This window comes from Streptomyces sp. NPDC048751, from assembly GCF_043198595.1.
Lineage (GTDB): Bacteria > Actinomycetota > Actinomycetes > Streptomycetales > Streptomycetaceae > Streptomyces.
Genome location: NZ_JBICUX010000002.1, coordinates 76283 through 98278, shown reverse-complemented (window position 1 = coordinate 98278; position 21996 = coordinate 76283). Strand labels below are relative to the sequence as shown.

Sequence of the window (21996 nt, the reverse complement as noted above, 5' to 3'; positions counted from 1 at the left end):
CCGGGTTTCGCCGTCTGACCGGACGGAGTGACCCTGACCGCAGGGGGTAACCGACCGGACGAAACCGAGGAGCACATGTCTGCCCAGAGCACGCCCGATCCCGGAATACCGAGCCGCGGCGCCGGTCCGCGTCACCGCGCCAAGGGCCAGCGCCGCAAGCCCCGCGGCAGGCGCAAGGGCCTGCTGATCACGGCCTGGACCGCGGCGGGCATCGTCGTGCTGGGCGGTACGGGTGCCGGTTACCTGTACTTCAAGCTCAACGGGAACATCAAGAGCGTCGACATCGACCAGGCCCTCGGCACCGACCGGCCCAAGAAGGCCGACAACGGCTCGGAGAACATCCTGGTCCTGGGCTCGGACACCCGCGCCGGCAGCAACAAGAAGCTCGGCGGCGGCACCGACGACGGCAGCGCCCGCTCCGACACGGCGATGATCATCCACGTGTACGAGGGCCACAAGAAGGCCAGCGTGGTCTCCATCCCGCGCGACACCCTGATCGACCGCCCCCAGTGCACCGACACCAAGGGCGACACCCACGACGCCGCGCCCGACGTGATGTTCAACTCCGCGTACACCACCGGCGGCGCCGCCTGCGCGGTGAAGACCGTGGAGTCCCTCACCGGCGTCCGTATGGACCACTACCTGGAGGTCGACTTCTCCGGCTTCCAGAAGCTCATCGACCAGCTCGGTGGCGTCGACATCACCACCACCAAGGACATCGACGACCCCGACAGCCATCTGAAGCTGAAGGCCGGCGAGCACACCCTCAACGGCAAGCAGGCCCTCGGCCTGGTCCGCACCCGGCACGGCGTCGGCGACGGCTCCGACCTCGGCCGCATCCAGCTCCAGCAGGCCTTCATCAAGGCCCTGGTCGACCAGGTCAAGCACATCGGCCTGTTCAGCGACGGCACGAAGCTGTACGACCTCGCCAACACCGCGACCAAGGCCGTCACGACCGACTCCGACCTGGGCTCCCTGAACTCCCTGATGTCCTTCGCCAACGGCCTGAAGGGCATCAGCGCCTCGAACATGAACATGGTGACGATGCCGGTGCGGTACGACCCGGCCAATCCCAACCGTGTGCTCATCGAGAAGACCAAGGCCCAGCTGGTCTGGAACGCCCTGAAGAACGACCGGCCGATCCCGAAGAGCGCCACGAAGGGAACCGCCACCGGCGAGGCCGGGGGCGTCGTCAGCGGTTCCTGAGCGACGCCGGGAACAAACGACCGCACCCCCTGGTTTTGGGGGATGGCCCCAGTCCTGGCAGACTGGTACGTCGGCTCCGGTTCACGCTTCCGTATCCCGCGGTTGCGACCCGGCGCCCTCCCGAAACTAGGAGACACCTTGAAGCGCGACATCCACCCCGAGTACGTCGAGACGCAGGTCAGCTGCACCTGTGGCGCGTCGTTCACCACCCGCAGCACGATCGAGAGCGGCACCATCCGCGCCGAGGTCTGCTCCGAGTGCCACCCGTTCTACACGGGCAAGCAGAAGATCCTCGACACCGGTGGCCGTGTGGCCCGCTTCGAGGCCCGCTTCGGCAAGGCTGCCGCCGGCTCCAAGAAGTAGCGAGCCCCATTTCGCCGGTCCACGGCCGCGCGCCCCTTCGAGGCGCGCGCCGGGACCGGCGTTTTTGGTCGCCCGCCCTTCCCTTCCATCGCAGTACAGGAGCCGAAAGATGTTCGAGGCCGTCGAGGAACTCGTCGCCGAGCACGCCGACCTGGAGAAGAAGCTCGCCGACCCGTCGGTCCACTCCGACCAGGCCAACGCGCGCAAGCTGAACAAGCGCTACGCCGAGCTCACCCCGATCGTCGCCACGTTCCGCTCCTGGAAGCAGACCGGCGACGACATCGAGACCGCGCGCGAACTCGGCGCCGACGACCCGGAGTTCGCCGCCGAGGTCAAGGAGCTGGAGAAGCACCGCGACGAGCTGACGGAGAAGCTGCGCCTGCTGCTCGTGCCGCGCGACCCCAGCGACGACAAGGACGTCATCCTCGAGATCAAGGCGGGCGCGGGCGGCGACGAGTCCGCCCTGTTCGCCGGCGACCTGCTGCGGATGTACCTGCGCTACGCCGAGCGCGTCGGCTGGAAGACCGAGATCATCGACGCCACCGAGTCCGAGCTGGGCGGCTACAAGGACGTCCAGGTCGCGGTGAAGACCAAGGGCGGCCAGGGCGCCACCGAGCCCGGACAGGGCGTCTGGGCGCGGCTGAAGTACGAGGGCGGCGTGCACCGCGTGCAGCGGGTGCCCGCGACCGAGTCCCAGGGCCGGATCCACACCTCCGCCGCCGGCGTGCTGGTCACCCCCGAGGCCGAGGAGGTCGACGTCGAGATCAACGCGAACGACCTCCGCATCGACGTCTACCGCTCCTCCGGACCCGGCGGGCAGTCCGTCAACACCACCGACTCCGCCGTGCGCATCACGCACCTCCCGACCGGAGTCGTCGCCTCCTGCCAGAACGAGAAGAGCCAGCTGCAGAACAAGGAGCAGGCGATGCGTATCCTGCGCTCCAGGCTGCTCGCCGCCGCGCAGGAGGAGGCGGAGCGGGAAGCCGCCGACGCCCGCCGCAGCCAGGTCCGCACCGTCGACCGCTCCGAGAAGATCCGCACGTACAACTTCCCGGAGAACCGCATCTCGGACCACCGCGTCGGTTTCAAGGCGTACAACCTTGACCAGGTCCTGGACGGCGACCTCGACGCGGTCATCCAGGCCTGTGTCGACGCGGACTCGGCGGCGAAGCTGGCCGCCGCGTAAGACGAGTAGGACACGTACGGACGAGTACGACACGGAGGACTTGCGTGAACCTGCTGCTCGCAGAGGTGGCCCAGGCCACCCAGCGGCTGGCCGACGCCGGCGTGCCCTCGCCGCGCAACGACGCGGAGGAGCTCGCCGCGTTCGTGCACGGCGTGAAGCGGGGCGAGTTGCACTCCGTGAAGGACTCCGACTTCGACGCCCGCTACTGGGAGGTCGTCGCGCGCCGTGAACAGCGCGAGCCGCTCCAGCACATCACCGGGCACGCCTTCTTCCGGTACCTGGAACTCCAGGTCGGGCCCGGCGTGTTCGTCCCGCGTCCCGAGACGGAGTCCGTGGTCGGCTGGGCCATAGACGCGGTACGCGCCATGGACGTCGTGGAGCCCTGCATCGTCGACCTGTGCACCGGCTCCGGCGCCATCGCGCTCGCGCTCGCCCAGGAGGTCCCGCGCTCCCGCGTGCACGCCGTGGAGCTGTCCGAGGACGCGCTGCGCTGGACCCGCAAGAACATGGAGGGGTCCAGGGTCGACCTGCGCCAGGGCGACGCCCTGGACGCCTTCCACGACCTCGACGGACAGGTCGACCTGGTCATCTCCAACCCGCCGTACATCCCGCTCACCGAATGGGAGTACGTCGCCCCCGAGGCCCGGGACTACGACCCCGACATGGCTCTGTTCTCCGGCGAGGACGGCCTCGACCTGATCCGCGGCCTGGAGCGCACCGCGCACCGGCTGCTGCGCCCCGGCGGTGTCGTCGTGATCGAACACGCGGACACCCAGGGCGGACAGGTCCCCTGGATCTTCACCGAGGAGCGGGGCTGGGCCGACGCGGCCGACCACCCCGACCTCAACAACCGCCCGCGCTTCGCGACGGCCCGCAGGGCGATGCCGTGAACGCGACCGTGACTTTCGAAACACCGACTTTCGACCCGCAGCAGTACGTGTACGAGGAGGCCCGCTAAATGGCACGGCGATACGACACCAACGACGCGACCGACCGCGTGACCGGTCTGCGTGAAGCCGCGTCCGCGGTCCGCCGTGGCGAACTGGTGGTCCTCCCCACCGACACGGTGTACGGCATCGGCGCCGACGCGTTCACCAAGGAGGCCGTGGGCGACCTCCTCGACGCCAAGGGCCGGGGCCGCAACATGCCCACCCCTGTGCTGATCGGCTCCCCGAACACGCTCCATGGTCTCGTCACCGACTTCTCCGAGCTGGCCTGGGAGCTGGTGGACGCGTTCTGGCCGGGCGCGCTGACACTCGTCGCCAAGCACCAGCCGTCCCTGCAGTGGGACCTGGGGGACACCCGCGGCACGGTTGCCGTGCGCATGCCGCTGCACCCGGTCGCCATCGAGCTGCTGACGGAGGTCGGGCCGATGGCGGTCTCCTCCGCGAACCTGACGGGGCACCCCGCGCCGGAGAACTGCGACGAGGCGCAGCAGATGCTCGGCGACTCGGTCTCCGTGTACCTGGACGGCGGTCCGACGCCCGGGAACGTGCCGTCGTCGATCGTCGACGTCAGTGGTGACGTGCCGTTGCTGCTGCGGGTGGGCGCGATCTCCGCGGACGAGCTGCGGAAGGTCGTACCCGACCTCGAGGTGGCGAATTGACAGCCCCTGACTCGGGGCGTGGCATAGGCAGCGGGGAACGCACGGCGGAGGAAACGACGACTTTCGGGTTTCCGCGCGACAGCTTCCGCATCCTCCATGTCAGCACCGGCAACGTGTGCCGCTCGCCGATCACCGAGCGGCTGACCCGGCATTTCGTGTCGCAGCGGCTCGGAGTGCTGGGCGGCGGGCTGATCGTGGAGAGCGCGGGCACCTGGGGCCACGAGGGCGCGCCCATGGAGGCGAACGCGGAGACCGTGCTCGCCGACTTCGGCGCGGACGCGTCGGGGTTCGTGGGGCGGGAGTTGCTCGACGAGCACGTCATCATGGCCGACCTGGTGCTGACGGCCACGCGTGACCATCGGGCGCAGGTGATCTCGATGGGGCATTCGGCGGGGCTGCGGACGTTCACGCTGAAGGAGTTCACGCGGCTGGTCAGGGCGATAGACCCGGCGACGCTGCCTCCGTTGGAGGACGGGGTGGTCGCGCGGGCCCGGGCGCTGGTGCGGGCCGCCGCGGCGTTGCGGGGGTGGCTGCTGGCGCCCACCGCCGAGGCGGACGAGGTGTACGACCCGTACGGTGCGCCGCTGCCGTTCTTCCGGTCGGTGGGGGACGAGATACATCAGGCGCTGGATCCGGTGGTGACGGCGTTGACCGGGGTGCGCGCCCGGGCGTAGCCGGGATCGCCGGCAACAGCGGGCGGGGGTTGCGTCGGCGGCCTACATTGGTCGTACGTCACCGTCGACGCACGGAGCACACCATGACGGTCACCCCTGCCATCGAGGCGGACATCCTGCGCCGACAGGACCCGGAGCTCGCGGACATCCTGCTCGGGGAGCGTGAGCGGCAGTCCACGACGCTCCAGTTGATCGCGGCTGAGAACTTCTCCTCGCCGGCCGTGCTGGCGGCGCTCGGCTCGCCGCTGGCGAACAAGTACGCGGAGGGGTACCCGGGGTCCCGGTACCACGGTGGCTGCGAGATCGTCGACGTCGCCGAGAGCATCGCCGTGGCACGCGCGAAGGCGCTGTTCGGGGCCGAGCACGCCAACGTGCAGGCGCACTCCGGCTCGTCGGCCGTCCTCGCCGCGTACGCCGCCCTGCTGCGCCCCGGGGACACCGTCCTCGCGCTGGGGCTGCCCTACGGCGGTCACCTCACGCACGGCTCGCCCGCGAACTTCTCCGGCCGCTGGTTCGACTTCGTCGGGTACGGCGTCGACGCGGAGAGCGGGCTCATCGACTACGAGCAGGTGCGGACGCTGGCCCACAACCACCGCCCCAAGGCGATCGTCTGCGGGTCGATCGCCTACCCGCGCCACATCGACCACGCCCTGTTCCGGGAGATCGCCGACGAGGTCGGGGCCTACCTGATCGCCGACGCGGCGCACCCGATCGGGCTCGTCGCCGGGGGAGCGGCGCCCAGTCCGGTGCCGTACGCCGACATCGTGTGCGCCACCACGCACAAGGTGCTGCGCGGACCGCGCGGCGGGATGCTGCTGTGCGGTGCGGAGCTCGCCGAGCGCGTGGACCGGGCGGTGTTCCCGTTCACCCAGGGCGGTGCGCAGATGCACACGATCGCCGCGAAGGCCGTCGCCTTCGGGGAGGCGGCAACACCCGCGTTCGCGGCGTACGCCCATCAGGTGGTCGCCAACGCGAGGGTTCTCGCGGCCGGTCTCGCGGCCGAGGGGCTGGTCGTCATCAGCGGCGGCACCGACACCCATCTCGTCGTCGCCGACCCGGCGCCCCTCGGCGTCGACGGACGTACCGCACGCGGACGGCTGGCCGCCGCCGGCATCGTGCTGGACTGCTGTGCGCTGCCCCATGACGCCGCCCGCGGCCTGCGCCTGGGCACGGCGGCGCTGACCACGCAGGGCATGGGGGAGAGGGAGATGCGGCGCGTCGCTGCGCTGCTGGCCGGGGTGCTGCGGGAGGACGTCGAGACCAGGAGGGCACGTGAAGAAGTGAGGGATCTCGCCGGGGGATTTCCGCCGTATCGCGGCTGAACCGGGGTAGGCGCGCATCCGTACACAGCCACACGTGCAACCATCGTCGATACCCGGAAGTCCCCAACCATATGCAGCCGTCGCTAGGGTGTGGGGCTGAGATGGCCAGCGAGACCTGTGGGGAAGCCCGTGCGTGAATACCTGCTGACGCTCTGCGTCACGGCCGCGGTGACGTATCTGCTGACAGGGCCGGTACGGAAGTTCGCGATCGTGGCCGGAGCGATGCCGGAGATCCGGGCACGTGACGTGCACCGGGAACCCACTCCGCGGCTCGGCGGGATCGCGATGTTCTTCGGCCTGTGCGCCGGCCTGCTGGTCGCGGACCACCTCACCAACCTCAACGAGGTCTTCGAGAAGTCGAACGAGCCGCGCGCCCTGCTCTCCGGGGCGGCACTCATCTGGCTGATCGGTGTCCTGGACGACAAGTTCGAGATCGACGCGCTGATCAAGCTGGGCGGCCAGATGATCGCCGCGGGTGTGATGGTCATGCAGGGTCTGACGATTCTGTGGCTGCCCATCCCGAAGGTCGGCACCGTCGCGCTGACCCAGTGGCAGGGCACCCTGCTGACGGTGGCGCTGGTCGTCATCACCATCAACGCGGTCAACTTCGTGGACGGCCTCGACGGCCTCGCCTCCGGCATGGTGTGCATCGCGGCGACCGCGTTCTTCATGTACGCCTACCGCATCTGGTACTCGTACGGCATCGAGGCCGCCGCACCGGCCACCCTCTTCGCGGCGATCCTGATGGGCATGTGCCTGGGCTTCCTGCCGCACAACATGCATCCGGCGCGGATCTTCATGGGTGACTCGGGCTCGATGCTCATCGGGCTGGTGCTGGCGGCGGGCGCGATCTCGGTCACGGGCCAGGTCGACCCGGACGTGATGAAGCTGTTCTCCGGGTCCGAGCGCAACGCGGTGCACCAGATGGTGCCGGTCTACATCCCGCTGCTGATGCCGCTGACGATCATCGCGATCCCGGCCGCCGACCTCATCCTGGCCATCGTGCGCCGCACCTGGCGCGGCCAGTCGCCGTTCGCCGCGGACCGCGGGCACCTGCACCACCGGCTCCTGGAGATCGGCCACTCGCACAGCCGCGCCGTGCTGATCATGTACTTCTGGTCCGCGGTGATCGCGTTCGGCGCGCTCTCCTACTCCGTCAACTCGGCGTCCATGTGGATCGTCCTGGGCATCGTCTTCCTCAGCGCGATCGGTCTCGCCCTGCTTCTGCTGCCGCGCTTCACGCCGCGCGCGCCGCGTTGGGCGGAGCACTTCGTACCGCCGCGCTACCGCCGCCGTCGCCGGGCCGCCGCCGCGGCGACGGAGCCCGTGCCCGCCACGCACCGGGCCGCCGCGGTCGGGGTCGAGATCGGAAGCGAGGCCGAGGAGGAGCGCACGCCCGTGGTGGCGGGAGTGTCCGGAGTCAACGGAGCGACCGCAGTGGGCCCCCGTTCGCGGCTCCCAAGGTAAGAATCTGACTAGAGCATTGCCAAGTCGTGGGGGAGCTATGGGGGGACAAAGCGCCTCTATAGCAGACAAAAGGGCGTCGATTCTGCACAGACGTGCAGCATCACTCTCATGTGTGACAGCGAGCACACGATCGAGGTAAAGACCTCATCAAATAGTTTGTGATACCGTTCACGAGAACCCCGGACAGAGTCGACGGACCGCAGTGCGACGGTCCATCGGTGCGAGTTCTCAAGCACTCCGCCCCGGGGACTACGCTCGTCCATGACGACACCCCTGCCCCCTGTGAAAGCGGAGTTGCCGCCATGCCGTCCAATGACGCCCGGATCCTGGCCCAGGCCGCTGTGCCCACAGCTGCCGTCGGCGCTGTCGCCGCTGTCATCGGCGCGATCGTGGCCGGTGGCGAGGGTGCGATCGGGGCGGTCGTCGCGACGCTGGTGGTGATCCTCTTCATGGGGATCGGTCTGTACGTCCTGCAGCGCACCGCCAAATCGCTTCCGCACCTCTTCCAAGCGATGGGCCTCATGCTTTACGCGGCGCAGATCCTGCTTCTGTTCATCTTCCTGGCCGCGTTCAAGAACACGACACTGTTCAACCCCCGGGTCTTCGCCATCACGCTCGTCGCCGGCACCCTCGCCTGGATCGCCGCGCAGACGCATGCCCACATGAAGTCCAAGATCCTCTACGTCGAACCCGATTCGGGCGCCTCCTCGACCGGCGGCAAGCCCGAAAAGACGGGGCACTCGTCGTGAGAGGTAGGGCCGGGATAAAGGCGCACGAGAAGTCCTGCTATCGTCCGGTGCCAACTGCGGCATCGCGGGCGCGGGCATCCGAGCTGACGCCTGCTCAATCGCGAGGCGAGATGCCCCTCAGCCGCCCCCACATCCGTAACACCAGTCCCGTGCCGAACCGCGGCCCTGCGCCGCGCCGACACAACGAGGTTGCCGTACCTATGCGCCACGATGAAGGAGCCCGCGGTGAGTGCTGACCCGACGCAGGTGCTCGCCTTCGAGACCGACTGCCACCTGTTCGATGGGTGTGGCTTCCCGGCTCCCGGCCTGCACTCGTTCCTCTTCGAGCCGCTCTGGGGCAACGCAGACGGCAACGGCGTCTACTTCAACAAGCCGATGCTGCTGGCCCTGCTGGGGTCCATCATCGTCGTGGGCTTCTTCTGGGCCGCGTTCGCCCGACCGAAGGTCGTCCCGGGCAAGCTCCAGATGATCGCCGAGGCGGGCTACGACTTCATCCGCCGTGGCGTGGTCTACGAGACGATCGGCAAGAAGGAGGGCGAGAAGTACGTCCCGCTCGCCGTCTCGCTGTTCTTCTTCATCTGGATGATGAATCTCTGGTCGATCATCCCCGTCGCCTCTTTCCCGGTGACGTCGATCATCGCCTACCCGGCTGTCCTGGCCGCGATCGTCTACATCACCTGGGTCTCGCTGACCTTCAAGCGGCACGGCTTCGTCGGCGCCCTCAAGAACTTCAGCGGCTACGACAAGACGCTGGGCGCGGTACTCCCGCTGTCCATGACCATCGAGTTCGCCTCGAACCTGCTGGTCCGCCCCTTCACGCACGCGGTGCGACTCTTCGCGAACATGTTCGCCGGCCACACCCTGCTGCTGCTCTTCACGATCGCCAGCTGGTACATGCTGAACGGCATCGGCATCGCGTACTCCGCGGTCTCGTTCGTGATGGTCATCGTGATGACCGCCTTCGAGCTCTTCATCCAGGCTGTTCAGGCGTACGTCTTCGTGCTCCTGACCTGCACCTTCATCCAGGGCGCGCTCGCCGAGCACCACTGAGCACCCCCGCTTTCGACCCCCTAGTCGTCCGGTGGCCAACCCCCACCGGTCCGTAAAGAGAAGGAAGAACTGGCATGTCCCAGACCCTCGCTGCTGTCACCGGTGACCTCGGCTCCGTCGGTTACGGTCTCGCGGCCATCGGCCCCGGCGTCGGTGTCGGCATCATCTTCGGTAACGGCACCCAGGCCCTCGCCCGCCAGCCCGAGGCGGCCGGCCTGATCCGCGCCAACCAGATCCTCGGCTTCGCGTTCTGTGAGGCGCTGGCCCTCATCGGCCTCGTCATGCCGTTCGTCTACTAAGACGAGCCCTGACGACAGCCCCATTCGACGAAAGGCACTGATGTGAACCACGCACTGGTTCAGCTGGCGGCCGAGGCGGAGAAGGAGAACCCCCTCATTCCGCCGTGGCCGGAGCTCGTCATCGGCCTGATCGCCTTCGTCATCGTCTTCGGCTTCCTCGCGAAGAAGCTCCTCCCGACCATCAACAAGGTTCTGGAAGAGCGTCGCGAGGCCATCGAGGGCGGTATCGAGAAGGCCGAGGCCGCGCAGACCGAGGCCCAGAGCGTCCTCGAGCAGTACAAGGCCCAGCTCGCCGAGGCCCGGCACGAGGCCGCGCGTCTGCGCCAGGAGGCGCAGGAGCAGGGCGCGACGCTCATCGCCGAGATGCGCGCCGAGGGCCAGCGGCAGCGCGAGGAGATCGTCGCCGCCGGTCACGCGCAGATCGAGGCCGACCGCAAGGCCGCCGCGTCCGCGCTGCGCCAGGACGTCGGCAAGCTCGCCACCGAGCTGGCCGGCAAGCTCGTCGGTGAGTCCCTCGAGGACCACGCCCGGCAGAGCCGCGTCATCGACCGCTTCCTCGACGAGCTCGAGGAGAAGGCCGAGGCCACGCGATGAACGGAGCGAGCCGCGAGGCCCTGGCAGCCGCACGCGAGCGTCTCGACGCGCTGACGGACTCCACGTCCGTGGACGCGGCGAAGCTCGCCGACGAGCTGGCCGCCGTCACCGCGCTGCTCGACCGCGAGGTGTCGCTGCGTCGGGTCCTGACCGACCCGGCGCAGGCCGGTGAGGCCAAGGCCGAGCTGGCCCAGCGCCTGCTCGGCAACCAGGTCGGCGGGGAGACCCTCGACCTGGTGTCCGGACTGGTGCGCTCCCGCTGGTCGCAGTCGCGCGACCTGGTGGACGCGCTGGAGGAGCTGGCGGCCACCGCCGACCTCACCGCGGCGCAGCAGGCCGGCACGCTCGACGACGTGGAGGACGAGCTGTTCCGCTTCGGGCGGATCGTCTCCTCGAACACCGAGCTGCGCGCCGCGCTGACCAACCGCAAGGCCAGTACCTCGGCCAAGGCCGAGCTGCTGCGCAGCCTGCTCGGCGGCAGGGCCGCCCGGGCCACCGAGCGTCTGGTGACGCGCCTTGTCACCGCGCCGCGGGGACGTAGCCTGGAGGCGGGACTCGAGTCCCTGTCCAAGCTCGCCGCCGAGCGTCGGGACCGTGTCGTGGCCGTCGTCACCTCGGCGGTGCCGCTGAGCGACCCGCAGAAGCAGCGCCTGGGCGCCGCCCTCGCGAAGCTCTACGGCCGCACGATGCACCTCAACCTGGACGTGGACCCCGAGGTCCTCGGCGGGATCCGGGTGCAGGTCGGCGACGAGGTCATCAACGGCTCCCTCGCGGACCGCATCGACGACGCCGCCCGCCGCATGGCGAGCTAGCAGCAACTCAACAAGACGTAGAAATACGGCCCGAGTTGGGCCGTGCAGAGGATTCACCTCGTTCAGGGGGGAGTCCCCCATCCCCCCAAGTGAAACTTCGGGCCCAACAAGGAGAGCAGGGAACCCAGATGGCGGAGCTCACGATCCGGCCGGAGGAGATCCGGGACGCGCTGGAGAACTTCGTCCAGTCGTACAAGCCGGACGCGGCCTCGCGCGAGGAGGTCGGTACGGTCACCGTCGCCGGCGACGGTATCGCCAAGATCGAGGGTCTGCCCTCGGCCATGGCGAACGAGCTGCTGAAGTTCGAGGACGGGTCTCTCGGCCTCGCGCTGAACCTCGAAGAGCGCGAGATCGGTGCGGTCGTCCTCGGCGAGTTCAGCGGCATCGAGGAGGGTCAGCCGGTCACCCGTACCGGTGAGGTGCTCTCCGTGGCCGTCGGCGAGGGCTACCTCGGCCGCGTGGTCGACCCGCTCGGCAACCCGATCGACGGCCTCGGTGAGATCGAGACCAGCGCTCGTCGCGCCCTCGAGCTGCAGGCCCCCACGGTCATGCAGCGCAAGTCGGTGCACGAGCCGATGGAGACCGGCTACAAGGCCGTCGACGCGATGACCCCGATCGGCCGTGGCCAGCGTCAGCTGGTCATCGGTGACCGTCAGACCGGCAAGACCGCCCTGGCCGTCGACACGATCATCAACCAGCGCGACAACTGGCGCACCGGCGACCCGAACAAGCAGGTCCGCTGCATCTACGTCGCCATCGGTCAGAAGGGCTCCACCATCGCGTCGGTCCGCCGCGCGCTGGAGGAGAACGGCGCGCTGGAGTACACGACCATCGTGGCCGCCCCGGCGTCCGACCCGGCCGGCTTCAAGTACCTGGCGCCGTACACCGGCTCGGCCATCGGCCAGCAGTGGATGTACGAGGGCAAGCACGTCCTGATCATCTTCGACGACCTGTCTAAGCAGGCCGACGCCTACCGCGCCGTGTCCCTGCTGCTGCGCCGCCCGCCGGGCCGTGAGGCCTACCCGGGTGACGTCTTCTACCTGCACTCCCGGCTGCTGGAGCGCTGCGCCAAGCTCTCCGACGAGATGGGTGCCGGCTCGATGACCGGTCTGCCGATCGTCGAGACCAAGGCCAACGACGTCTCGGCGTTCATCCCGACCAACGTCATCTCCATCACCGACGGCCAGTGCTTCCTGGAGTCGGACCTGTTCAACGCCGGTCAGCGTCCCGCGCTGAACGTCGGTATCTCCGTCTCCCGAGTCGGTGGTTCCGCGCAGCACAAGGCGATGCGCCAGGTGTCGGGTCGTCTCCGCGTGGACCTCGCCCAGTTCCGTGAGCTGGAGGCGTTCGCCGCCTTCGGTTCCGACCTGGACGCCGCGTCGAAGGCGCAGCTGGAGCGCGGTTCGCGCATGGTCGAGCTGCTGAAGCAGGCCCAGTACCAGCCGATGGCCACCGAGGACCAGGTCGTCTCCATCTGGGCCGGCACCAACGGCAAGATGGACGAGGTTCCCGTCGCCGACATCCGCCGCTTCGAGAAGGAGCTGCTCGAGTACCTGCACCGCAAGGAGCAGGGCCTCATGACCTCCATCAAGGAGGGCGCGAAGATGTCGAACGACACCATCCAGGCGATCGACGACGCCGTTGCCGAGTTCAAGAAGCAGTTCGAGACCTCGGACGGCAAGCTGCTCGGCGAGGACGCTTCGCCCGCCGCCAAGTGACGTAAGGAAGGGACCTGACTCATGGGAGCCCAGCTCCGGGTCTACAAGCGTCGCATCCGATCCGTCACCGCGACCAAGAAGATCACCAAGGCGATGGAGATGATCGCCGCCTCGCGCGTCGTCAAGGCGCAGCGCAAGGTGGCGGCCTCCACGCCGTACGCGCAGGAACTGACCCGCGCGGTCACGGCGGTCGGTACCGGCTCGAACACCAAGCACCCGCTGACCACCCAGGCCGAGACGGTCACCCGGTCCGCGGTGCTGCTCCTGACGAGCGACCGTGGTCTCGCCGGTGCCTTCAACTCCAACGCCATCAAGGCCGCGGAGCAGCTGACCGAGCGCCTGGAGCGCGAGGGCAAGCAGGTCGACACGTACATCGTCGGCCGGCGCGGTGTCGCCCACTACAACTTCCGTGAGCGCACCATCGCGGAGTCGTGGACCGGCTTCACCGACGAGCCCACGTACACGGACGCCAAGAAGGTCGCGGCCCCCCTGATCGAGGCCATCGAGACGGAGACCGCGGAGGGCGGCGTGGACGAGCTCCACATCGTCTTCACCGAGTTCGTCTCGATGATGACGCAGACGGCGCTCGACGACCGTCTGCTCCCGCTCAGCCTCGAAGAGGTGGAGCAGGAGCAGACGACGAAGGACGAGATCCTTCCGCTGTACGACTTCGAGCCCTCGGCGGAGGACGTCCTCGACGCCCTGCTGCCGCGCTACGTGGAGAGCCGGATCTACAACGCGCTGCTCCAGTCGGCCGCCTCCAAGCACGCCGCCACGCGGCGCGCGATGAAGTCGGCCACCGACAACGCCGGAGAGCTCATCGAGACGCTGTCCCGGCTTGCCAACGCGGCCCGCCAGGCCGAAATCACCCAGGAAATCAGCGAGATCGTCGGAGGCGCGAGCGCCCTGGCCGACGCGACCGCGGGGAGTGACCGCTAATGACCACCACTGTTGAGACGGCCACGGCTACGGGCCGCGTCGCCCGGGTCATCGGCCCGGTCGTCGACGTGGAGTTCCCCGTCGACGCGATGCCGGAGATCTACAACGCCCTCCACGTCGAGGTCTCCGACCCGGCGAACGCCGGCGAGAAGAAGATCCTGACCCTGGAGGTCGCCCAGCACCTGGGTGACGGCCTGGTTCGCACCATCTCCATGCAGCCCACCGACGGTCTGGTCCGCCAGGCCCAGGTCACCGACACCGGCACGGGCATCACCGTCCCGGTCGGCGACTTCACCAAGGGCAAGGTGTTCAACACCCTCGGTGAGGTGCTGAACGTCGACGAGACCTACGACGGTGAGCGCTGGTCCATCCACCGCAAGGCGCCGAACTTCGACGAGCTCGAGTCGAAGACCGAGATGTTCGAGACCGGCGTCAAGGTCATCGACCTTCTCACCCCGTACGTCAAGGGTGGAAAGATCGGTCTGTTCGGTGGTGCCGGCGTCGGCAAGACGGTGCTCATCCAGGAGATGATCTACCGCGTCGCCAACAACCACGACGGTGTCTCCGTGTTCGCCGGTGTCGGCGAGCGCACCCGTGAGGGCAACGACCTCATCGAGGAGATGTCGGACTCGGGCGTCATCGACAAGACCGCCCTTGTCTTCGGTCAGATGGACGAGCCCCCGGGCACCCGTCTGCGCGTGGCCCTGGCCGGTCTGACCATGGCGGAGTACTTCCGCGATGTGCAGAAGCAGGACGTGCTGTTCTTCATCGACAACATCTTCCGCTTCACCCAGGCCGGTTCCGAGGTCTCCACGCTGCTCGGCCGTATGCCCTCCGCGGTGGGTTACCAGCCGAACCTGGCCGACGAGATGGGTCTCCTCCAGGAGCGCATCACCTCGACCCGTGGTCACTCGATCACCTCGATGCAGGCGATCTACGTCCCCGCGGACGACCTGACCGACCCGGCCCCGGCCACCACCTTCGCCCACCTCGACGCGACGACGGTTCTGTCCCGTCCGATCTCCGAGAAGGGCATCTACCCGGCCGTGGACCCGCTGGACTCCACGTCCCGCATCCTGGACCCGCGCTACATCGCGCAGGACCACTACGACGCCGCCATGCGCGTCAAGACGATCCTGCAGAAGTACAAGGACCTCCAGGACATCATCGCGATCCTCGGTATCGACGAGCTCGGCGAGGAGGACAAGCTCGTCGTCCACCGTGCCCGTCGCGTGGAGCGCTTCCTGTCCCAGAACACCCACGTCGCCAAGCAGTTCACCGGCGTCGACGGGTCGGACGTCCCGCTGGACGAGTCGATCGCGGCCTTCAACGCGATCTGCGACGGCGAGTACGACCACTTCCCGGAGCAGGCGTTCTTCATGTGCGGTGGCATCGAGGACCTCAAGGCCAACGCCAAGGAGCTGGGCGTCTCCTGAACTCGGACTCCAAGGAGTTCTGAGCTCTGAGTTCGTGTGAGGGGGCGGGCGCGTCCCGCCCCCTCATCCACGCCCACTAGACTTGTAACCAACACCCGGCAGACCCGCCGGGTGGTGACCCGAGGAGCCACCTTGGCTGCTGAGCTGCACGTCGCGCTGGTCGCGGCCGACCGAGAGGTCTGGTCCGGCGAGGCCACCCTGGTCGTCGCGCGCACCACGTCCGGCGACATCGGCGTCATGCCCGGTCACCAGCCGCTGCTCGGTGTGCTGGAGTCGGGCCCGGTGACCATCCGTACGAGTGACGGTGGAACGGTCATCGCCGCGGTGCACGGCGGATTCATCTCGTTCGCGGACGACAAGCTGTCGCTGCTGGCCGAGATCGCCGAGCTGTCGGACGAGATCGACGTCCAGCGCGTGGAGCGGGAGCTCGAGCGCGCGAAGGCGGAGGGCGACGCCGCCGCCGAGCGCCGCGCGGACGTACGACTGCGTGCCGCGGCGGCGCGCTGATTCCAGCGCGCGCCATGCGATGACGTCACTCAGCCGCGGTCGGCACCGGAGCAATCCGGAGCCGACCGCGGCTGAGGCAGATATGGATGTTTTTTCCGTTCCGTTACCTGTAGTGAAGGTACCTAGGAGACGAGGAGGTCGGTGCCGATGGTCCTCGCTCTGACTGTGTGCGGAATCGTCGTGGCCCTGGTGGTACTGGGGCTGTTCCTCCTCGGCCTGCGTCGCAGGCTCATCCAGCGCTCCGGCGGCACCTTCGACTGTTCCCTGCGCTGGGACGTCCCCGAGAAACCGGACACCAGCGGCAAGGGCTGGAGCTACGGCGTCGCCCGCTACAACGGCGACCGCGTGGTGTGGTACCGCGTCTTCTCCTACGCCTACCGCCCGCGCCGCATCCTGGAGCGCGCCTCGATCGAGGTGGCCGGCCGCCGGCTGCCCGAGGGCGAGGAGGAGCTGGCGTTGCTGTCCGACGCCGTCATCCTCACCTGTCTCCACCGGGGCACGCGTCTCGAACTCGCGATGAGCGAAGACGCGCTGACCGGTTTCCTCGCGTGGCTGGAGGCAGCCCCGCCCGGTCAGCGTGTCAACGTCGCTTAACGCGCCGAACTGGTTTACGACAGTCCGCTGTTGATGGCGTTCACCAGCTCACCGCCGGCGGTGTCGCCGCTGAACTCCCAGAAGAACGCGCCGCCCAGGCCCTGGTTCTTCGCCCAGCTCATCTTCCCGGCGATCGTGGCCGGGGTGTCGTAGGACCACCAGTTGCTGCCGCAGTGGGCGTACGCCGTGCCCGCGACGGTGCCGGTGACGGGGCAGGACGTCTTGAGCACCTTGTAGTCCTCGATGCCCGCCTCGTAGGTGCCGGGGGCCGCGCCGGTCGCCGTGCCGCCGGGGGCGGACTGGGTGACGCCGGTCCAGCCGCGGCCGTAGAAGCCGATGCCGAGGAGCAGCTTGGCCGAGGGGACGCCCTTCGCCTTCAGCTTGGCGATCGCGTCGGCGGAGTTGAATCCGGCGGTCGGGATGCCGGGGTACGAGGTGAGCGGCGAGTGCGGCGCGGTCGGGCCGGTGTTCGCCCAGGCGCCGAAGTAGTCGTACGTCATCACGTTGTACCAGTCGACGGAGGCCGAGGCGCCGCCGTAGTCGGCCGCGTCGATCTTGCCGCCGGAGGATCCGTCGGCGGTGATGGCGGCGGTGACCAGGTACTTCGAGCCGAATTCGGTGCGCAGGGCCTGCATCAGGTTCTTGAAGGCCGCGGCGCCCGAGGTGTCGCAGCTCAGGCCGCAGGCGTTGGGGTACTCCCAGTCGATGTCGATGCCGTCGAAGACGTCGGCCCAGCGCGGGTCCTCCACCACGGCCTTGCAGGACCGGGCGAACGCGGCCGGGTTCTGCGCGGCCTGGCCGAAGCCGCCCGAGTAGGTCCAGCCGCCGAACGACCACAGCACCTTGAGGTGCGGGTACTTGGCCTTCAGCTGGCGCAGCTGGTTGAAGTTGCCGCGCAGCGGCTGGTCCCAGGTGTCGGCGGTGCCGCTGACGGACTGGTCGGCGGTGTAGGCCTTGTCGGTGGCGGCGTAGGCGTCGTCGAGGACGCACTGGCCGTTCTTGACGTTGCCGAACGCGTAGTTGATGTGGGTGATCTTCGCGGCGGAGCCCGAGGTCACCAGGTTCTTGACGTGGTAGTTGCGGCCGTAGACGCCCCACTCGGTGAAGTAGCCGAGCTTGACCTTGTCGCCGGTGGGCGGGGGCTCGGTGGTGCCGCCGGTGGTGCGCACGGCGCGGGCGCCGCTGACCGGGCCGGTCTGGTCGGCGGTGTCGCGGGCCTGGACCGTGTAGGAGTAGTCGGTGCCCGCGCTCAGGCCGGTGTCGGTGTACGACGTGGTCGTCACGGTGGCGACCTTGGCGCCGTCGCGCAGGACGTCGTAGTTCTTGACGCCCTTGTCGTCGGTGGCCGCGCTCCAGGCCAGCTTCACCGAGGTGTCGGTGATGCCGGAGGCGGTGGGGGTGCCCGGCGCGGAGGGCGCCGCGTCGCCGGGGACGGAGGTGCCGTCACAGCTGCCGCCGTTGAGCTTGCAGTTCGCGGGGGATCCGGAGCCGGCGCCGTTGAATCCGAAGGAGACGGTGGCGCCCGGGGCGAGGGTGCCGTTGTAGGACTTGTTCCTGGCGGTCCAGTGGGTGCCGGACGAGGTGACGTCGGCGTCCCAGGCCGAGGTGACGGACGTGCCGGAGGGGAAGTCCCACTCGACGGTCCAGGAGCTGAGGGTGGTGGTACCGGTGTTCTTGACGGTCCACCTGCCTTCGAAGCCGGTGCCCCAGTCGGAGGCCTTGGTGTAGGTGGCGGTCGCCGACGTCGCGGCCTGGGCGGGGCTCGCGAGGCCGACCAGTCCGGCCAGCGGGAGCAACAGGGACGCGAAACCTGCCGCGGCTCTGTGTCTGAAGCGCATGCTGCGCCTCCTCGTATGAGGTTGTCGGGGGGAGCGCGTGACTGAGCCTCACGCCCTCTCACAGTGCCGCGAGAATAGAAAGGTCTGGACCATAGGTCAATAGGTCTGGACCACGGCGCGGATTGCGTTCCTAGATCCCCAACTCCTGTGCCAGCACGGCCGCTTGGACCCGGCTGCGCAGCTCCAGCTTCCCCAGCAGACGGCTGACGTGCGTCTTCACCGTCGCCTCCGCCATGTCCAGCCGGGCGGCGATGTCGGCGTTGGACAGCCCCTCGCCGAGGCAGGACAACACCTCGCGCTCGCGCCGGGTCAGCGCCCGCACGACGGCCGGGTCGGCCTTCGGCTCCCGTACGGGCGCGGCGGCGAACTCGGCGATGAGCCGGCGGGTGACGGCCGGGGCGACGATCCCCTCGCCGCCCGCCACCGTGCGCACGGCCGCGAGCAGGTCCTTCGCCTCCGTGTTCTTGAGCAGGAATCCGGCCGCACCGGCCCGCAGCGCCCCGAAGACGTACTCGTCGAGGTCGAACGTGGTGAGCACGAGCACATCGGCGAGCCGCTCCGCCACGACCTGCCGGGTGGCCGACACCCCGTCCAGGCGCGGCATCTGCACGTCCATCAGCACCACGTCCGGCCGGAGCTCCCGCGCCCGCGCCACCGCCTGCTCCCCGTCCGCCGCCTCGCCGACCACCTCGATGTCGGGCGCGCTGCGCAGGATGAGGACCAGACCGGCGCGGACGGCGGACTGGTCCTCGGCGACGAGGACCCGGATCGGGTGGCTCATGCGGGATCTCCTTCGGTGAGGGGAAGGCCGGCGTGTACGGTCCACAGCGCGCCGTCGGGACCGGCCTCCAGCGTGCCGCCCAGCAGCGTGGCCCGCTCCCGCATGCCCACGAGCCCGGCGCCCGAGCCCGGCGCACGCGGACCGTCCCGGTGGCCGTACGGGCTGGTCACCCGCACGTCGAGGAGGCCGTCGTGGCGGGCCAGGGCGACGGTGACCCGGCCCGGGCAGGCGTGCTTGAGGGCGTTGGTGAGCGACTCCTGAACGATGCGGTACGCGGCGAGCTCGACGGGGGCCGGGACCGTGCCGTGGGCGGTGTCGAGGACGACGTCGAGGCCGTTGGCGCGGGCGCTGTCGACCAGGGTGGTGAGGCCGTCGAGGGTGGGGACGGCGGCCGGCTCCCGCTCGGGCGCGCCGTCACGGAGGATCCCGATCAGCCGCCGCATCTCCGCGAGCCCTTCGACGCTGTTCTCGCGGATGACGGTGAGCGCCTCCCGGGAGGTCTTCGCGTCGTCGAGGGAGATCGCGGCGGTGGAGTGGATGGCGATGGCCGACAGATGGTTGGCGACCATGTCGTGCAACTCCCGGGCCATCCGAGCGCGTTCGGCGGTGACCGCTTGGACGCGGTCCATCTCGGCGAGCAGCGCGGTCTGCTCGGCGCGCAGCCGGGCGGCCTCGGCGGCGTCGCGGTGGTCGCGGACGACCCAGCCGGTGGCGGCGGGCCCGAACGCGACGACTCCGACGACCACCCCGATCAGCAGGACTTCCGGCACGCGCCACACCGCGAACGGAACCACCGTCCCGGCGACCGTGAGCAGTCCGGTGATCCAGGGGATGCGGCGGGCCGAGGCGGGCGGGCCGTACAGGACGGCCGCGTACACGAGGTCCGTGAACATCAGGACCGTGGCCACGTTGCCCTGAGTCGTGAGGTCCGCGGTGATCACGACCGTGCCGGTCAGCAGGGCCGTGCGCGGGGCGGTCCGGCGCAGCAGCTCGCAGGCGGCCATCACTCCGAGCGGCACCAGGACCGCCCAGTGGCCGTCGAAGAGGGTGATCGGGTCGTCGGACGGCCGGACACCCAGACGGCAGACCACCAGCAGCAGTCCGCCGAGCAGCCCGCCGAGGGCGACGTACACGTCGAAGCGGTGCGGGCGGGGCAGTCGTCGTACGGCCATGCCCTCCATCCAACACGGCCCGCGCGGCGCGTGCCTGATCCGTGGGAAGGGTCCTGGACTGCATCTTTCGATGTACCGCTGATTCGTCAACGGCGACGACGATTCCCGCCCGCGTGCCCGGGAGCCTGAGAGGGTGACCGAAGGGAGTAGATCATGATCGTCGCGTTGGTCGTCGCCTGCGAAGTCGGCTTCTGGGTGCTGCTGGGGCTGGGCCTGGCCGTGCGCTACCTGCTGAGGTGGCGCCGTACGAGCGTCGTCCTGCTGCTGTGCGAGCCGGTCCTGGAGCTGGTCCTGTTCGTGGCGACCGCGATCGACCTGAAGAACGGCGCCGAGCCGAGCTGGGAGCACGGCCTGGCGGCTCTGTACATCGGCTACACGGTGGCGTTCGGCCACTACACGATCCGCTGGATCGACGGCCACGCCGCCCACCGCCTGGGCGGAGCCCCGCCCCCGCCGAAGCCGCCGCGCCACGGCCTCGCCCGCGCCCGGCACGAGACGAAGCTGTGGCTGCGCGGGGTCCTCGGTGGCGCGGTGGCGCTGGCGCTCCTCCAGTGCGCCGTCTGGTACGTCGGCGACTCCGGCGACATCAGCTCCCTGCGCGCCTTCCAATGGGCGGCCCTGCGTGCCGTCGGCATCTACGGCCTGATCACCCTCGCGTACTGGATCTGGCCGAAGAAGGCGCCGGCCGGGCAGCAGGAGTCGAGCGAGCCCCGGAAGGAGCGTGTCGGCCGATGAGCCGGGCGTCGAGGAATCTGCTGGAGGGCGCGGCCACCTTCGCGATCGGCCTTGTGCTGTGGCTGTTCACCGGGGGAGTGGAGGTCCCGGTCGTCACCCTGACGAAGGTCGGCGTGGTGATGATGTGCGTAGGGGCCGCCCAGGCCGCGACGGGCCTGTACCGGACGACCCGCCGCTAGGGCCTGTTGCGAAAGTGGCGCCTGCCGCGCGACGCCCGGCACGCACTCTCGCCGCACCGCCCGAAAGCCCGAGTACGCCCAGTACGAGGGCTTCCGGGCGGCACGCCGAGAGCACGCACCGGACACCGCGCGGCCGCCCTTCGGGCGACGACGCCACTTTCGCAACAGGCCCTAGCCGCTGACGTCAGCGTTCGCCGCCCGGCACCCACAGCACGTCCCCGACCTCCTTGTTCGCCGTCCGAGCCAGGATGAACAGGAGGTCGGACAGGCGGTTGAGGTAGGTCGCGGTGAGGGGGTTCATCGACTCGCCGTGGACCTCCAGCGCGGCCCAGGTGGAGCGCTCGGCCCGGCGGACGACCGTGCAGGCCTGGTGGAGCAGGGCCGCGCCGGGGGTGCCGCCGGGGAGGATGAAGGAGCGGAGCTTCTCCAGCTGTTCGTTGAAGTGGTCGCAGTCCGCCTCCAGCTTGTCGACGTAGAACTGCTCGACCCGCAGGGGAGGGAACTCCGGGTTCTCCACGACCGGTGTCGACAGGTCCGCGCCCACGTCGAACAGGTCGTTCTGCACACGGGTGAGGACCTTGACGACCTCCTCCTCGAGACCGCCCAGCGCGATCGCCGTCCCGATCACCGCGTTCGCCTCGTTGGCGTCCGCGTACGCGGCGATCCGCAGGTCGGTCTTGGCGACCCGGCTCATGTCACCGAGGTTGGTGGTGCCCTTGTCGCCGGTCTTGGTGTAGATGCGCGTCAGATTGACCATGAGGCCAGCCTA

The 21996-nt window shown here is 69.2% G+C and carries 24 protein-coding genes; 20 read left to right on the top strand and 4 right to left on the bottom strand.

What is annotated here, in order from left to right; all coding sequences use genetic code 11:
* Positions 1 to 75: 75 nt before the first annotated feature.
* From ACGFNV_RS07315 to ACGFNV_RS07230, 18 genes are all read left to right on the top strand, one after another.
* Positions 76 to 1206, top strand: a complete 1131-nt coding sequence (locus ACGFNV_RS07315; RefSeq protein WP_393620192.1) for an LCP family protein — start codon at positions 76 to 78, stop codon at positions 1204 to 1206.
* Between the two features lie 138 nt (positions 1207 to 1344).
* Positions 1345 to 1569 (top strand): 50S ribosomal protein L31, encoded by a 225-nt coding sequence (gene rpmE, locus ACGFNV_RS07310; RefSeq protein ID WP_019326867.1) that lies wholly within the window; start codon positions 1345 to 1347, stop codon positions 1567 to 1569.
* 109 nt (positions 1570 to 1678) lie between these two features.
* Positions 1679 to 2755, top strand: a complete 1077-nt coding sequence (gene prfA, locus ACGFNV_RS07305; RefSeq protein ID WP_393620190.1) for a peptide chain release factor 1 — start codon at positions 1679 to 1681, stop codon at positions 2753 to 2755.
* Positions 2756 to 2799: 44 nt separating this feature from the next.
* Complete coding sequence (prmC, locus tag ACGFNV_RS07300) at positions 2800 to 3645, top strand: peptide chain release factor N(5)-glutamine methyltransferase (protein ID WP_393620189.1); 846 nt, start codon at positions 2800 to 2802, stop codon at positions 3643 to 3645.
* Positions 3646 to 3713: 68 nt separating this feature from the next.
* Positions 3714 to 4361, top strand: coding sequence for an L-threonylcarbamoyladenylate synthase (locus ACGFNV_RS07295; RefSeq protein WP_393620188.1), 648 nt, complete (start codon positions 3714 to 3716; stop codon positions 4359 to 4361).
* Positions 4358 to 5035, top strand: a complete 678-nt coding sequence (locus tag ACGFNV_RS07290) for a protein-tyrosine-phosphatase (protein ID WP_133927087.1) — start codon at positions 4358 to 4360, stop codon at positions 5033 to 5035. The genes ACGFNV_RS07295 and ACGFNV_RS07290 overlap by 4 nt, the downstream gene beginning before the upstream one ends.
* An 83-nt stretch (positions 5036 to 5118) precedes the next feature.
* Positions 5119 to 6357 (top strand): serine hydroxymethyltransferase, encoded by a 1239-nt coding sequence (gene glyA, locus ACGFNV_RS07285; protein WP_393620186.1) that lies wholly within the window; start codon positions 5119 to 5121, stop codon positions 6355 to 6357.
* A 129-nt stretch (positions 6358 to 6486) separates the two neighbouring features.
* Positions 6487 to 7824: an MraY family glycosyltransferase gene (locus ACGFNV_RS07280; RefSeq protein WP_393620184.1), complete on the top strand. Its 1338-nt coding sequence runs from the start codon at positions 6487 to 6489 to the stop codon at positions 7822 to 7824.
* A 302-nt stretch (positions 7825 to 8126) separates the two neighbouring features.
* Positions 8127 to 8573 carry a hypothetical protein gene (locus tag ACGFNV_RS07275; protein ID WP_393620183.1) on the top strand — a complete coding sequence of 149 codons (447 nt, stop codon included), beginning with the start codon at positions 8127 to 8129 and terminating at the stop codon, positions 8571 to 8573.
* A 210-nt stretch (positions 8574 to 8783) separates the two neighbouring features.
* Positions 8784 to 9623, top strand: coding sequence for a F0F1 ATP synthase subunit A (gene atpB, locus ACGFNV_RS07270; protein ID WP_393620181.1), 840 nt, complete (start codon positions 8784 to 8786; stop codon positions 9621 to 9623).
* A gap of 74 nt (positions 9624 to 9697) precedes the next feature.
* The gene (gene atpE / locus ACGFNV_RS07265; protein WP_018521144.1) at positions 9698 to 9922 is read left to right on the top strand and encodes an ATP synthase F0 subunit C; all 225 of its coding nucleotides are present in this window, start codon (positions 9698 to 9700) and stop codon (positions 9920 to 9922) included.
* 42 nt (positions 9923 to 9964) lie between these two features.
* Entirely contained in the window at positions 9965 to 10516 is a 552-nt protein-coding gene (locus tag ACGFNV_RS07260) for a F0F1 ATP synthase subunit B (protein ID WP_208298971.1), read from the top strand.
* Positions 10513 to 11328, top strand: a complete 816-nt coding sequence (locus ACGFNV_RS07255) for a F0F1 ATP synthase subunit delta (protein WP_393620179.1) — start codon at positions 10513 to 10515, stop codon at positions 11326 to 11328. Before ACGFNV_RS07260 ends, ACGFNV_RS07255 begins: the two co-directional genes overlap by 4 nt.
* Positions 11329 to 11456: 128 nt before the next feature.
* A complete protein-coding gene (gene atpA, locus ACGFNV_RS07250) occupies positions 11457 to 13046 on the top strand; it encodes a F0F1 ATP synthase subunit alpha (RefSeq protein ID WP_393620177.1) in 1590 nt (529 codons plus the stop codon).
* A 21-nt stretch (positions 13047 to 13067) separates the two neighbouring features.
* Positions 13068 to 13985: a F0F1 ATP synthase subunit gamma gene (locus tag ACGFNV_RS07245; protein ID WP_393620175.1), complete on the top strand. Its 918-nt coding sequence runs from the start codon at positions 13068 to 13070 to the stop codon at positions 13983 to 13985.
* Positions 13985 to 15421 carry a F0F1 ATP synthase subunit beta gene (gene atpD / locus ACGFNV_RS07240; RefSeq protein WP_393620174.1) on the top strand — a complete coding sequence of 479 codons (1437 nt, stop codon included), beginning with the start codon at positions 13985 to 13987 and terminating at the stop codon, positions 15419 to 15421. The genes ACGFNV_RS07245 and atpD overlap by 1 nt, the downstream gene beginning before the upstream one ends.
* 132 nt (positions 15422 to 15553) lie before the next feature.
* Positions 15554 to 15928, top strand: coding sequence for a F0F1 ATP synthase subunit epsilon (locus ACGFNV_RS07235; RefSeq protein WP_133927078.1), 375 nt, complete (start codon positions 15554 to 15556; stop codon positions 15926 to 15928).
* Positions 15929 to 16075: 147 nt separating this feature from the next.
* A complete protein-coding gene (locus tag ACGFNV_RS07230) occupies positions 16076 to 16522 on the top strand; it encodes a DUF2550 domain-containing protein (protein ID WP_133927077.1) in 447 nt (148 codons plus the stop codon).
* 14 nt (positions 16523 to 16536) lie between these two features.
* Here the strand turns inward: ACGFNV_RS07230 and ACGFNV_RS07225 are convergent, their stop codons facing one another.
* The 3 genes from ACGFNV_RS07225 to ACGFNV_RS07215 all read right to left on the bottom strand — a co-directional run bounded on the left by ACGFNV_RS07225 (position 16537) and on the right by ACGFNV_RS07215 (position 20313).
* On the bottom strand, positions 16537 to 18360 hold the full coding sequence (locus ACGFNV_RS07225) for a glycosyl hydrolase family 18 protein (RefSeq protein WP_393620172.1): 1824 nt from the start codon (positions 18358 to 18360) through the stop codon (positions 16537 to 16539).
* 130 nt (positions 18361 to 18490) lie between these two features.
* Entirely contained in the window at positions 18491 to 19141 is a 651-nt protein-coding gene (locus ACGFNV_RS07220) for a response regulator (RefSeq protein WP_393620171.1), read from the bottom strand.
* Positions 19138 to 20313, bottom strand: a complete 1176-nt coding sequence (locus ACGFNV_RS07215; RefSeq protein WP_393620170.1) for a sensor histidine kinase — start codon at positions 20311 to 20313, stop codon at positions 19138 to 19140. The genes ACGFNV_RS07220 and ACGFNV_RS07215 overlap by 4 nt, the downstream gene beginning before the upstream one ends.
* A 153-nt stretch (positions 20314 to 20466) precedes the next feature.
* On the opposite strand from ACGFNV_RS07215, the gene ACGFNV_RS07210 reads away from it, so the two are divergent.
* Positions 20467 to 21048: a hypothetical protein gene (locus ACGFNV_RS07210; protein WP_393620168.1), complete on the top strand. Its 582-nt coding sequence runs from the start codon at positions 20467 to 20469 to the stop codon at positions 21046 to 21048.
* Entirely contained in the window at positions 21045 to 21227 is a 183-nt protein-coding gene (locus ACGFNV_RS07205; RefSeq protein ID WP_393620167.1) for a DUF5708 family protein, read from the top strand. The genes ACGFNV_RS07210 and ACGFNV_RS07205 overlap by 4 nt, the downstream gene beginning before the upstream one ends.
* A 184-nt stretch (positions 21228 to 21411) precedes the next feature.
* Here the strand turns inward: ACGFNV_RS07205 and ACGFNV_RS07200 are convergent, their stop codons facing one another.
* Positions 21412 to 21984: a cob(I)yrinic acid a,c-diamide adenosyltransferase gene (locus ACGFNV_RS07200; RefSeq protein WP_393620166.1), complete on the bottom strand. Its 573-nt coding sequence runs from the start codon at positions 21982 to 21984 to the stop codon at positions 21412 to 21414.
* Positions 21985 to 21996 lie beyond the last annotated feature (12 nt).